10 protein-coding genes and 7 tRNA genes are annotated in these 12,670 nt (G+C 31.7%); 2 read left to right on the plus strand and 15 right to left on the minus strand.

Annotation, left to right across the window (positions count from 1 at the left end; genetic code table 11):
* Window positions 1-13: 13 nt before the first annotated feature.
* From pheS to yaaA, 8 genes are read right to left on the minus strand one after another with little or no spacing between them, the layout of a single operon-like run.
* Complete coding sequence (pheS, locus tag Q0O83_RS09790) at window positions 14-1,030, minus strand: phenylalanine--tRNA ligase subunit alpha (protein ID WP_294096636.1); 1,017 nt, start codon at window positions 1,028-1,030, stop codon at window positions 14-16.
* Between the two features lie 23 nt (window positions 1,031-1,053).
* Window positions 1,054-1,518, minus strand: a complete 465-nt coding sequence (locus Q0O83_RS09795; protein WP_294096638.1) for a metallophosphoesterase — start codon at window positions 1,516-1,518, stop codon at window positions 1,054-1,056.
* A 4-nt stretch (window positions 1,519-1,522) separates the two neighbouring features.
* Window positions 1,523-2,296: a hypothetical protein gene (locus tag Q0O83_RS09800; protein WP_294096639.1), complete on the minus strand. Its 774-nt coding sequence runs from the start codon at window positions 2,294-2,296 to the stop codon at window positions 1,523-1,525.
* Window positions 2,297-2,319: 23 nt separating this feature from the next.
* Complete coding sequence (gene gyrA / locus Q0O83_RS09805) at window positions 2,320-4,779, minus strand: DNA gyrase subunit A (RefSeq protein WP_294096641.1); 2,460 nt, start codon at window positions 4,777-4,779, stop codon at window positions 2,320-2,322.
* Window positions 4,780-4,825: 46 nt separating this feature from the next.
* Window positions 4,826-6,730: a DNA topoisomerase (ATP-hydrolyzing) subunit B gene (gene gyrB, locus Q0O83_RS09810; protein WP_294096661.1), complete on the minus strand. Its 1,905-nt coding sequence runs from the start codon at window positions 6,728-6,730 to the stop codon at window positions 4,826-4,828.
* The gene (locus tag Q0O83_RS09815) at window positions 6,723-7,274 is read right to left on the minus strand and encodes a DUF721 domain-containing protein (protein WP_294096642.1); all 552 of its coding nucleotides are present in this window, start codon (window positions 7,272-7,274) and stop codon (window positions 6,723-6,725) included. Before Q0O83_RS09815 ends, gyrB begins: the two co-directional genes overlap by 8 nt.
* Window positions 7,252-8,352: a DNA replication and repair protein RecF gene (recF, locus tag Q0O83_RS09820; protein WP_294096644.1), complete on the minus strand. Its 1,101-nt coding sequence runs from the start codon at window positions 8,350-8,352 to the stop codon at window positions 7,252-7,254. The genes Q0O83_RS09815 and recF overlap by 23 nt, the downstream gene beginning before the upstream one ends.
* 29 nt (window positions 8,353-8,381) lie before the next feature.
* On the minus strand, window positions 8,382-8,588 hold the full coding sequence (gene yaaA / locus Q0O83_RS09825; protein WP_256690340.1) for a S4 domain-containing protein YaaA: 207 nt from the start codon (window positions 8,586-8,588) through the stop codon (window positions 8,382-8,384).
* Between the two features lie 496 nt (window positions 8,589-9,084).
* On the opposite strand from yaaA, the gene Q0O83_RS09830 reads away from it, so the two are divergent.
* On the plus strand, window positions 9,085-10,296 hold the full coding sequence (locus Q0O83_RS09830; RefSeq protein WP_294096655.1) for a NupC/NupG family nucleoside CNT transporter: 1,212 nt from the start codon (window positions 9,085-9,087) through the stop codon (window positions 10,294-10,296).
* A 141-nt stretch (window positions 10,297-10,437) separates the two neighbouring features.
* Window positions 10,438-11,937 carry a putative basic amino acid antiporter YfcC gene (gene yfcC, locus Q0O83_RS09835; protein WP_294096657.1) on the plus strand — a complete coding sequence of 500 codons (1,500 nt, stop codon included), beginning with the start codon at window positions 10,438-10,440 and terminating at the stop codon, window positions 11,935-11,937.
* A 108-nt stretch (window positions 11,938-12,045) separates the two neighbouring features.
* On the opposite strand, the gene Q0O83_RS09840 is transcribed toward yfcC, so the two are convergent.
* From Q0O83_RS09840 to Q0O83_RS09870, 7 genes are all read right to left on the minus strand, one after another.
* Window positions 12,046-12,122 (minus strand) — tRNA-Asp (locus Q0O83_RS09840).
* A 10-nt stretch (window positions 12,123-12,132) separates the two neighbouring features.
* Window positions 12,133-12,208, minus strand: a tRNA-Val gene (locus tag Q0O83_RS09845).
* A 15-nt stretch (window positions 12,209-12,223) separates the two neighbouring features.
* Window positions 12,224-12,299: transfer RNA gene (locus Q0O83_RS09850), tRNA-Phe, on the minus strand.
* A 33-nt stretch (window positions 12,300-12,332) separates the two neighbouring features.
* A tRNA-Ser gene (locus Q0O83_RS09855) sits at window positions 12,333-12,416 on the minus strand.
* Window positions 12,417-12,423: 7 nt separating this feature from the next.
* Window positions 12,424-12,498: transfer RNA gene (locus Q0O83_RS09860), tRNA-Glu, on the minus strand.
* Between the two features lie 6 nt (window positions 12,499-12,504).
* Window positions 12,505-12,581 (minus strand) — tRNA-Ile (locus Q0O83_RS09865).
* A gap of 8 nt (window positions 12,582-12,589) precedes the next feature.
* Window positions 12,590-12,666, minus strand: a tRNA-Arg gene (locus Q0O83_RS09870).
* Window positions 12,667-12,670: the final 4 nt, after the last annotated feature.

A 12,670-nucleotide genomic window follows, 5' to 3' on the forward strand; every position in this document is an offset into this window, starting at 1 on the left:
ATGCCTCCACCTTTTATTTAAATTGCTTTAGGAATCTTACATCATTTTCAAAGAATGCTCTTAAATCATCAATACCATATCTTAGCATTGTAATTCTTTCTATTCCCATTCCAAATGCAAATCCTGATACTTCTTCTGAGTCATATCCTACAGCTGCTAAAACTGCTGGGTCTACCATTCCACATCCCATAATTTCTAGCCAACCACTGTGTTTACAAAGTCTACAACCTTCACCTTTACAGATTACGCATTGTACATCCATTTCTGCACTTGGTTCTGTGAACGGGAAGAAGTGTGGTCTAAATCTAACCTTTGTTTCTCCAAATACTCTTGTAACAAATTGCTCTAACATAGCTTTTAAGTTAGCAAAAGATACCTCTGGTCCAACCATTAATCCTTCCATTTGGTGGAACATTGGAGTATGAGATATATCATAATCATTTCTATAAACTTTCCCTGGACAAATCATTCTAAATGGAGGTTGATTCTTCTCCATATATCTTGCTTGTACTGGTGATGTATGTGTTCTTAAAACTACATTTTCACTCATATAGAATGTGTCTTGTAAATCTCTTGATGGGTGTGTTTCTGGAATATTTAACGCATCAAAGTTATAAGATGTAAATTCTACTTCTGGCCCCTCTGCAACGTCAAATCCCATCTCCACAAATATATTTTTTAAGAAGTTCATAGTTTCAGTTATCGGATGTAATCCTCCTGTTGAAACCTCTCTTCCTGGAAGTGAGATATCTAAAGTTTCTAACTTTAATTGCTCTCTTTTTACTTCTTGGCTAATCTCATTTGTTTTCTCTTCAACTAAAGTTGTTATGAAAGTTTTTACTTCATTTACCATTTGACCAAAAGCAGGTCTTTCCTCTGGCGATAAATCTCTCATTGATTTAGAAATTTCTGTGAATTCACCTTTTTTTCCTAAATATTTAACTCTAATCTCGTCCATCTCTTGTAGTGTAACTGCTTTTTGGATGTTTAAACTAGCTTCATCCTTTAAAGCATTCAGCTTATTTTTCATCTGTTTCCTCCTAAAACAAGGCTTTATTGTTTTATCTCTTTATAATTAAAAGTCAACTCTTTGTTTTCTATAAGTAATACTCCATATCTATTATCTTTTAAAGCTCCTGGGTTAAAATATTCTATCCCATTTTTTCTATTCAAATAAGGAATATGAGTATGTCCAAAACAAACAGCATCTACTTTATATTTTTCAGCTACCGCCTCTAGTGTAAATAAATTTTGCTTCACATTGTAAAGATGTCCATGTGTTATAAGAATCTTTACTCCTTCCACATCTAGAATTTCATTATCATTAAATTTTCTATCAAAAACATCACAGTTTCCTCTTACTATAGAAAATTTTATCTCGGGAAATGCAAAGGAACACTCCTCTCCATCCCAACTATGATCTCCAGTCCATATCACTAAAGTAGGATTTTCCTGTGTTATTATATCATAAATTTTATTCATGTTACCATGAGAATCTGTTATTATTAATATTTTCATCTTTCTATCCTATAAATATTGATGCTTGTGATTTTTCCATAATACTTAAACCTTTTCTTCCTGTTATTTTCTCAAAGAAATAGCTAACACTAAGATTTCCCATAATTAATAAATCAAGTTTATTAATCTCTTCTAAATATTTTTCTTTTGCCAATTCACCATCAAAATTTTTCCATTCTACTTTTTTTCCTTTTTCTTCTAAGTATTTCAATAAAGTATTCTCTTCAATTTTATAAAGAAGAGTATACATTGAAAAACTATTTATTTCAGAAAAAATATTTATAAACGAAAATACACTTTTATTTATCTTTACACCATCATCACTTGAAATTCCAACTTTTTCTAAAGAGTTAATTCCTTTTTCACCAACCATTATAATTGGTTTAAAGTGATTTTTTAAAACTGTTATAGCTGACTCCGATAAAGATTCTCCTTTTTCAAACATCAATAAATCAGCACATTTCATATACTCTTTAATTATGTCCCAAGGAAAACCGAATTCTATATTTAAAGGTTCTTTTACTCCCTTTGACTCTAGTTTTTCTCGAAGTTTTTTTACCTCTTCCTCTTCTAACGCATCTCTTTCTTGAGTGAAGGAGTTATTACTTAAGTTTACTATCATTCCATCCATAGTAGCTGGAAGTATCTCGTCTCTTCTTACATCTTTGATATATAAAGGCACTATCTTGTATCCAAATCTCTTTTTAAAAAATATTGCACTATCTATTAAAATATTTTTTTTTGATCCTTCACTAAATACTACTAAAACTTTTTTCATAATAACTCCTCCTTTAGTTTAAATTACTCTTGAGTTGCCTCTTCTGTTTCTGAATCTTCCTCTTTAAAGCTTGCTATTGATACAACCTTCTCTGATTGAACTTCATTTACTCTCATAATTTTTACACCTTGAGTTGCTCTTCCGATTATTGATACTTGATTAACCGGAGTTCTTATAACTACTCCTGACGAAGTTATAACCATTAGTTCCTCTTCCTCTTTAACAGGTTTTACCGCTACAACATCTCCTGTTTTATCACTACATCTTATATTTATAACACCTTTTCCACTTCTAGATTGTAAAGGATATTCATCTACTCTAGTTCTCTTTCCAAATCCATTCTCTGTTATAGTTAAGATTGTTTCATTTGCTGCATCATCTATTAATAATGCTGATATTACCTTATCATCTTTTTTAAGAGATATTCCTTTTACTCCGCTTGTATCTCTACCAGTTACTCTAACATCATCTTTAGAGAATCTTATAGAATGTCCTGCTTTAGTTGCTAAGAATACTTGCTCTTTTGATTCTACTGGCATAATTCCAACAAAGATAATGTCATCTCCATCTCTTAATTTTATAGCTTTTAGTCCAGCAGTATTAATATTTTTATATTCACTTAAAGTAGTCTTCTTAACCATTCCATCTCTTGTTACGAATACTAACTCTTTATCTTGGCTGAACTCTCTTATTTTTATTATTTCTCTAACCTTTTCGTCTTCCTTTAATTTAATTAGGTTTCCGATTAGTCTTCCTCTAGCTTGCTTTGAAGATTCTGGGATTTGATATACTTTTAAGTGGAATACTCTTCCCTTATCAGTGAATATCATCATAGTATCTAAGTTAGACATTACTTCCATTCTTTCAACAAAGTCATCTTCGATGGTATTTTGAGTTGAAACTCCTTTTCCACCTCTTTTTTGAGCTTTGTACTTATCTAATTCCATTCTCTTTACGTAACCTCTATTTGTTACTGTAACTAAAACGCTATCATCCTTTATTAAATCTTCAGGTCTGATTTCCATTCTTTCTTTTTCGATAGTTGTTCTTCTAGCGTCATCATATTTATCTTTTATTTCGATTAACTCCTCTTTGATAATCTCATAAACTTTTCCTTCATCTGCTAAAATTCCACTTAATTCGATTATTAAAGATTTTAACTCTTCATGTTCTTTATCTATCTTTCCTCTTTCAAGGCCAGTTAATCTTTGTAATCTCATATCTAATATAGCTTTCGATTGCTCTTCACTGAAACCATATTTATCAATTAAAGAAACTCTAGCTTCATTTGCATCTAATGATCCTCTAACAATCTCAATAACTCTATCTATATTTTCAAGAGCTATAATAAATCCTTTTAATAAATGAGCTCTTCTTTCAGCTTTCGCTAAATTAAATTTAGTTCTTCTTGTTACTACTTCAAATCTATGTTTTAAATATTCGTTTAAAACTTCTCTTAAATTTAAAACTCTTGGAACATTATTAACTAAAGCTAACATAATTATTCCAAACGTTGTTTGAAGTTCTGTAAATTTGTATAATGAATTTAAAATTAATTCTGGTTCTTCACCTTTTTTAAGCTCAATTACAACTCTTATACCATCTCTATCTGATTCATCTCTTAAATCTGATATTCCAACAATTTTCTTTTCTTTTACTAAATTAGCTATTTTTTCAATTAAAGAAGATTTATTTAATTGATAAGGAATCTCTTTTATGATAATACTTTGTCTACCAGTTTTAGTTTCCTCTATATCAACTTTTCCTCTAACTCTAACTCTTCCTCTTCCTGTTGTATAAGCATCATATATTCCAGCTTCACCATCTATTATTCCACCTGTAGGGAAATCTGGTCCTTTTATATATTGCATTAGTTCTACAGGAGTAATATCTCTGTTCTCAATTAAAGCTAATACACCATCTACAACCTCTCCTAAATTATGAGGAGGGATATTAGTAGCCATTCCTACTGCAATTCCAGTTGCTCCATTTAACAGAAGGTTTGGTAATTTTGCTGGTAAAACGATTGGCTCATCTAGTGAGTCGTCAAAGTTTTTTCTAAAATCTATTGTATCTTTATCGATATCCTCTAAAATTTCGTTACTGATTTTAGACATTCTTGCTTCAGTATATCTCATTGCTGCCGCTGAATCTCCATCTATCGAACCGAAGTTTCCATGTCCATCAACAAGCTCATATCTATAAGCAAAATCTTGAGCCATTCTAACCATTGTATTATATACAGCCGAATCTCCATGTGGGTGATACTTACCTAAAACTTCCCCTACTATTCTCGCCGATTTTTTATATGCTTTATCACTTGTCATTCCCATTTCATTCATAGCGAATAGAATTCTTCTATGTACTGGTTTTAATCCATCTCTTACATCTGGTAATGCTCTACTAACTATTACACTCATAGAGTAATCTAGATAGGATTGTTTCAACTCTTCCTCTATATATCTATTATTCACGTTAGACATTATCTTTTCCTCCTAGAACATTCTTTTTATTACTGTTTATATACATTTATATATCCAGATTTTTTACAAACTCTGCGTGTTCCTCAATAAACTCTTTTCTTGGTTCAACTCTATCTCCCATTAATTTATCAAATAGTATATCTGCTTCTCTAGCGTCATCTATTGTCACCTTTAATAGAGTTCTTGTGTCTGGATCCATAGTTGTTTCCCAAAGTTGCTCAGGATTCATCTCTCCTAGACCTTTATATCTTTGAAGAGTATATCTCTTATCGTCACCTTCAAGATCAGCTATCATCTCTTTCAGCTGTCTGTCACTATATGCATAAGATATTGTTCTTCCTTGAGTTATCTTATATAGTGGTGGTTGTGCAATATATATATTTCCACCATGAATTAACTCTACCATATATCTATAGAAGAATGTTAGAATTAAAGTTCTAATATGAGCTCCATCTACATCGGCATCGGTCATTATTATGATTTTTCCATATCTTAACTTCTCAATATTAAAATTATCTCCAATACTTGTTCCAAAAGCCGTTACCATAGCTCTAACCTCTGCATTTTCTAAAGCTTTGTGTAGTCCCGATTTTTCAACGTTTATAATTTTTCCTCTTAAAGGTAAAATCGCTTGGAATCCTCTATCTCTTCCTTGCTTTGCTGATCCACCTGCCGAGTCTCCCTCAACTATATAAACCTCACACTCTTCAGCGTTTTTAGAAGAACAATCAGCTAATTTTCCAGGTAAAGATCCTATATCTAATGCTGATTTTCTAAGAACTAACTCTCTTGCTCTTTGTGCAGCTTCTCTTGCTCTTTTTGAGTTTAGAATCTTATCAATTATAACTTTTAAATCATTTGGTGCATCCTCTAAATACATCTTTATTTGAGAACCTGCAACAGTTGAAACAATACCTGTTACCTCACTGTTTCCTAATTTAGTTTTTGTTTGTCCTTCAAATTGAGGTTGAGGTACTTTTACAGAAACTATAGCTGTTAGTCCCTCTCTTATATCAGAACCTTGAAGCTTTCCATCTTTATCTTTTATAAGACCTGTACTTTTTCCTAAATCGTTTATCACTCTTGTTAAAGCTGTTCTAAATCCACTTACGTGAGTTCCACCCTCGTGAGTATTTATGTTGTTAACAAAAGAATAGATTGTTTCTCTTTGATTTGTATTATATGTCATTGCGATTTCTACAGAAACATTATCAACCTCTCCACTCATATAGAAAGGTGTTTTTATTATTGCTGTACTATCTTTTTCTATCTCTTTTATGTAATCTAAAATTCCACCCTCGAATTCTAAGTTTACTGTTTTTGGAGTCTCTTTTCTTAAATCAGATAAAACTATATTTAATCCTTTATTTAAATAAGCTAACTCTCTTAATCTTGTTTCTAAAGTTGAGAAACTATATACTAAAGTTTCAAAAATTTCATGGTCAGCTTTAAATCTAACTGTTGTTCCACTATTTTCTGAAACACCAATCTCTGCTACATCTTTTTCTGGAACTCCTCTATTGTATTTTTGGTAGTAAAGTTTTCCAGCTTTTCTTACTGTTACCTCTGTCCATTCAGAAAGAGCGTTTACTACTGAAACTCCAACTCCGTGAAGTCCTCCTGAAACTTTATAGTTATTATTTTCAAATTTTCCACCTGCATGAAGAACTGTTAACACTATCTCTAATGCTGACTTTCCATATTTTGGATGAATATCTACAGGAATTCCTCTCCCGTTATCTGTTACCTCTATTATATTATCTGGTAATATTGAAACTTCAATTTTTGTAGCAAATCCAGCTAGTGCCTCATCCACAGAGTTATCTACAATCTCCCAAACTAGATGATGTAATCCTCTTTCTGAAGTAGTTCCGATATACATACCCGGTCTTTTTCTTACAGCTTCTAATCCCTCTAAAACTGTAATATTTTCTGCTTGATAATTATTCATTGTCATTTTTATCCTCCAATAGCTTATCTACGACATCTTTTAAGGAACAAGGTTTACATGTAGCCTCATCTCCTAAAAACATCATTCCGCAAATATCACATTTTTTATATCCTTTTGATATCAATACCTGTTCTCTTTCTCTTGCTTTTCTTCTTAAAACATCTACCTTTTCTTCTAAAGTTAAATCTTTCAGCTCAGAAGTGAACTCTTCATTTTTTTTCTCATCAATATTCTTATTCATATATTCTGAATAATCTAAATTTTGAATTTTTGAGATTTTAAATCTTATATCCTTAACATAATCTTTCTTTAAAATATCTTGAACCTTTTTTAAATATTTATTTTTGTTCATAGACATATGATGAAGATACATACTATCTTCAACAAGCACATATAACGTGTCCTCTTTTATCCAAAGCGGCTCACTTTTTTCAGAAAGTTTATCAACAATGTCTCGCCAATGCCCTCTTATTATTCCCTCTTTTAACTTTCTACTCTTAATAATAGCTTCTTCTACTGCTTCACTCACATTCATAATGTCCATCTTGAATCTCTCCTTTATCAATTCTAAAGTTTTTAGATTCTATATTTAAATCTGTTGTTGAGCTAATGAAAACTTGTAACTCTCTTTTTTTTAGATAGTTTATAATGCTATCTTTTCTTATAGAGTCAAAATAAGATGATATATCATCTATCAAGAAAATTGGTGTTTCTTTTTTCTCCTTTATAACCATATCTATTTCAGATAATTTTAAAGCAAAAATTATTGATTTTTTTTCTCCTTGTGATGAATATGATTTTGCCTCTTTCATATTCAAAAGAAATTTAAAATCATCTCTTTGTGGTCCTACCAAAGAATAACCATATCTAAGTTCTTGCAGTTTAAATTTTTCTATTTTTTCTCTTATTTTTTCCTCTATTTTTAAGAGGTTGAGTCCCTTAAATTCGCCAATAAAGCTTTCATATTTTAAACTTAACTCTTTTTTACTATCAAAAAGTTTTCGATAATTTAAATTTAATATTATTGATATATTTTTTACATACTCTATTCTTTTAAAAATAATTTTAGCTGCGAGTTTCACAAAATTATCTTCATATATCGAATAAACTTCATCTTTTGTATTTTTTTCTTTTAAATATTTATTTCTAATTTTCAGAACTTTATTAAAATCTTTCAAATTTTTAAAATATTCATAATTACTTTGAGCTATTTCTGCATCAAAAAATGATCTTCTAAAAGCTGGACTTCCAACTATTAACTCAATATCTTCAGGAATAAATGTTACTACATTCATTTTTCCATAAAATTCATCAAAAGATGTTTTTTTACCATTGTATTTATACTCTTTATTTTTCTTATCAAGCTTTACACTTAATGTTTTCTCTGAAATTAAATCTCTATACGAGATATAACTTCCCATCTTATCTCTATTATATTTTATCAATTCAATATTTTTTGAAGTTCTAAAGCTTTTCCCTGTAGCACTAAAATAGATAGCTTCAAGAATACTTGTTTTCCCCTGACCATTTTTCCCAAAGAAAAGATTAAATCTTGGAGAAAACTGTATATTTCTATCTTCAAGATTTCTAAAATTTATATAATTCATCTCAAGAATTTCCAACGCTTATGTCACCTCAAAATTATAATAAATTAAGCTACAACAAATACTAATCCTAAAAATTCAACCTTATCTCCTGGATAAAGTTTTTTTCCACGTCTTTCTTCTATTTCGCCATTTACTTTTACTTGACCATCTAAAATAAGCTCTTTTGCTTGTCCACCAGTTCCAATTTCACCAGTAAATTTAAGAAACTGATCTAATTTGATAAACTCAGTAGAAATTTTTATTTCTTGCATTTTAACCCTCCTAAAATATTTTTAGTCTATTATATATTTTACCATAAAACTAACTTTATTTCTATAAGATTTATGGGGTTTAATAAGCTGATTAGCCCTCACAAAATACATTTTTCTTTTATTTTTTATTTATTTTTTTCCTTTTTTCAATATATATACATTAAGTTTGTTTTTTAATCTTACTCTATATATTTTATGTTATTTTTTTATTATTATTTTAATAAAAAATCACTTTATTTGAACACATTTTAAAAGTGTACATTTTTCTTTTAAGTTCTATTTTTAAAACTTTTAGTATCATTTAAGTTTTTTTTGTTATATTTATAAATCAATATTATTTTTTATTTTATGCTTTATTTTTATATGTATACATAATATTTTTTTACTAGGCAACTTGTCCTATGTATATTATATATTTTAGAATATAATTAAAAGGATAAAGTAATTTTTGATAGTATTATCAAAATAATAATATAGTTATAGAGGAGCTGGTAATGTGTCTATACTGAGAAGTATATTCGGGATTTTTGCAATTTTATTTTTAGGTTATCTTCTATCTTACGATAGAAAAAACATCAAATGGAGAACTGTTGTATCTGGATTCGCACTTCAATTTGTTTTTGCTTTTATTGTTATGAAAACAACTGGTGGAGCTTATGTTCTTGAATCTGTTTCTAATGGATTTAATAAAGTAATTGCACAAGCCAATGAGGGAATACAATTCGTTTTTGGTGGGCTTTATGGTCCTGGAAGTAATATCGCTTTCGTTTTTGCTTTTAATGTTTTACCACTTATTGTTTTCTTTGGTGCTTTAATTTCTGTTTTATACCACCTTGGAATAATGCAATTGGTTATCAAATATATCGGTGGAGGAATTTCTAAGCTTTTAGGAACTAAAGATGCTGAATCTGTTTCTGCTGCTGCTAATATTTTCTTAGGACAAACAGAAGCGCCACTGGTTATAAAACCTTACATCGCAAATTTAAGTAGATCTCAACTTTTCGCCGTGTTAACTTGTGGAGTTGCCTCGGTTTCTGGATCAACTCTAGCTGCTTATGCTGCTCTTGGAGTTCCTATGAAGTATCTTATCGCTGGATCTTTCATGGCTGCACCAAGCGGACTAGTTTTCGCTAAATTAATTATGCCTGAAACTCAATCTGACTCAGAAGAGGAAAAAATTGAGTTTACAAAAAGTGACTCTGTTAACGTAATCGAAGCTGCTGCAAAAGGAACTATCGATGGAATGAACATAGCTCTTATAATCGGTGCTATTCTTATCTCTTTCATAGCTTTAGTTTCGTTAGTTAATATGATTTTAGGTGGTATCGGTGATTTATTCGGTATCAAAATAACTTTACAAATTATTTTAGGTTATATCTTCGCACCTATTACTTACGCAATGGGAATTCCTTGGAATGAAGCTATTTACACTGGAAGCTTACTTGGACAAAAAATGGTTCTTAATGAGTTTGTTGCCTATGTAGATTTCACTCAAAATTTAGCTGGTCTTTCTGAAAAGACAATAGCTATTATGAGTTTCGCTCTTCTTGGATTTGCTAACGTAGCTTCTTTAGGATTACAAATTGGTGCTCTAGGTGCTATTGCTCCTAATAGAAGAAGTGAAATTGCTCAAGTTGGTATGAGAGCTGTTTTAGGTGGATTCCTTGCATCACTTTTAAACGGAGTTATCGCAGGAGTATTCTTCTAAAATCTATATTCTATAAAAAAAAGACAGTTTTCTGTCTTTTTTTTATTATATATTTTTTATATCCTGTTAATTTTACTATTGTTTTTTAGAGTTTTATATAATATACTCGTACAAACAAAAATAATTAACTAGGAGGATACAATGAAGAAAAAAATCAAAATACCTGATACCTACGTCATCATATTTTTTGTGGTTATAGTCGCCGCTATATTGACGTACCTTATCCCTGTTGGAAGTTTTACTATGGAAAAAATCCAGTACGCTACTGAAACCGGTATGAAAACTAGAACAGTACCTGTCCCTGGAAGCTTTACTTATACCTTAGACGAGCTTGGAAAGCCACTTACTAAAGGTATTCCTATTTTTGCTGCTGGAGGAGATATGAGTATAACTAATTACATCTTCGAAGGTCTTGTTAGCGGAGACAAATGGGGAACTGCTGTTGGAATTATCGCCTTTATTTTAATTACAGGTGGAGCTTTTGGAATTATTTTAAAAACCAAAGCTGTTGAAGCTGGAATTTTAAATATGATAAAGAAAACAAAAGGTTCTGAGGTACTTTTAATTCCTCTTGTATTCTTACTGTTTTCTTTAGGTGGTGCTGTCTTTGGTATGGGAGAGGAAGCAATCCCGTTTGCTATGATTTTAATTCCTATCGTTGTTGGAATGGGATATGATTCTATTACCGGTATCTTTATGTGCTATATATCAACCCAAATAGGATTTGGTACCTCTTGGATGAATCCGTTTAGTGTTGCTGTTGCCCAAGGTGTTGCCGGCGTTCCCGTTCTTTCTGGAGCTATGTTTAGAATAGCTATGTGGATATTCTTTACAGCATTTGGAATTATTTATACTATGAGGTATGCTAAAAAAATTAAAGCCAACCCTGAGCTTTCAATATCTTATGAAAGCGATAAATTCTTTAGAGAGGATTTCAAAGCTGACGCCGAAGAGGATTTAGAATTTACTTTCGGGCATAAATTAGTTTTTCTAACTATATTTTTAGGAATGTCTTGGATTGTTTGGGGAGTTGTATTCCACGGTTATTACCTTCCTGAAATTGCCGCTCAATTTACTATAATGGGTATAGTTTCTGGAATAATTGGAGTTATATTTAATTTAAATGACATGACAGTAAACGATATTGCTACTTCTTTTAGAAAAGGAGCTGAAGATTTGATAGGAGCTGCTTTAGTTGTTGGAATGGCAAAGGGAATAGTACTAGTTTTAGGTGGAATAGATGCTGGAACTCCGACAGTTTTAAATACAATTTTAAATTCTGTTGCAGGGATTTTAGGAAATTTACACGCTTCTGTATCAGCAGTAGCAATGTATTTCTTCCAATCTATTTTCAACTTCTTCGTTGTATCTGGTTCTGGACAAGCTGCACTTACAATGCCTATAATGGCACCATTATCTGATTTAGTTGGTGTTCCCCGACAAGTTGCTGTACTAGCCTTTCAATTGGGAGATGGATTTACAAATATGATTGTTCCTACTTCTGGAATTCTTATGGCAATCTTAGGAATAGCTAAAATAGAATGGGGCGCTTGGGCAAAACAACAGATAAAATTCCAAGGTGTTTTATTTATTTTAGGTTCACTATTCGTTATTGCTGGTGTACTAATAAATTTACAATAATTATAAAAGGTAGAGTTTATCTTGAATAGCTCTACCTTTTTTATCTTCATAAATTTATTTTTGAATAAAAAAAAAGATGTATCTCTACATCTTAAAAAATTCATTTAATGGCGGGAGTGACGAGGGTCGAACTCGCGACCTCATGCGTGACAGGCATGCGCTCTAACCAACTGAGCTACACCCCCATTAATTATATGGTGGAAACAACTGGACTTGAACCAGTGACCCCCTGCTTGTAAGGCAGGTGCTCTCCCAACTGAGCTATGCTTCCTATTGAATTTTTTTATGGTGCCCAGAGGCGGAATCGAACCACCGACACGGGGATTTTCAGTCCCCTGCTCTACCGACTGAGCTATCTGGGCATCATTTGTTACCTGCTATAGGTACCTTTAGTATGGCGGAAGGTCAGAGACTCGAACTCTGAAGTCTTGCGACGCCGGTTTTCAAGACCGGTTCCTTACCAGTTAGGATAACCTTCCATATTAATGGTACCCCGTAGGGGAATCGAACCCCTGTTTATAGAGTGAAAATCTATTGTCCTAACCGTTGAACGAACGGGGCAGGTGATGGTGGATCTAGCTGGAGTCGAACCAGCGACCACTCGGTTATGAGCCGAGTGCTCTAACCAACTGAGCTATAGATCCGTTAGTTATGGCGTGTCTGAAGAGATTCGAACTCCTGACCCACGCCTTAGAAGGGCGTTGCTCTATCCAGCTGAGCTACAGACACATTT

It is taken from the genome of uncultured Cetobacterium sp. (assembly GCF_945952365.1).
Taxonomy (GTDB): domain Bacteria; phylum Fusobacteriota; class Fusobacteriia; order Fusobacteriales; family Fusobacteriaceae; genus Cetobacterium_A.

Bases quoted from the DNA above. Each gene is read 5' to 3' on its own strand.
- Q0O83_RS09800 (WP_294096639.1), bottom strand. From the start codon at position 2,296: ATGAAAAAAGTTTTAGTAGTATTTAGTGAAGGATCAAAAAAAAATATT.
- gyrB (WP_294096661.1), bottom strand. From the start codon at position 6,730: ATGAATAATTATCAAGCAGAAAATATTACAGTTTTAGAGGGATTAGAA.
- Q0O83_RS09815 (WP_294096642.1), bottom strand. From the start codon at position 7,274: ATGGACATTATGAATGTGAGTGAAGCAGTAGAAGAAGCTATTATTAAG.
- yfcC (WP_294096657.1), top strand. From the start codon at position 10,438: ATGAAGAAAAAAATCAAAATACCTGATACCTACGTCATCATATTTTTT.
- Q0O83_RS09795 (WP_294096638.1), bottom strand. From the start codon at position 1,518: ATGAAAATATTAATAATAACAGATTCTCATGGTAACATGAATAAAATT.
- yaaA (WP_256690340.1), bottom strand. From the start codon at position 8,588: ATGCAAGAAATAAAAATTTCTACTGAGTTTATCAAATTAGATCAGTTT.
- gyrA (WP_294096641.1), bottom strand. From the start codon at position 4,779: ATGTCTAACGTGAATAATAGATATATAGAGGAAGAGTTGAAACAATCC.
- pheS (WP_294096636.1), bottom strand. From the start codon at position 1,030: ATGAAAAATAAGCTGAATGCTTTAAAGGATGAAGCTAGTTTAAACATC.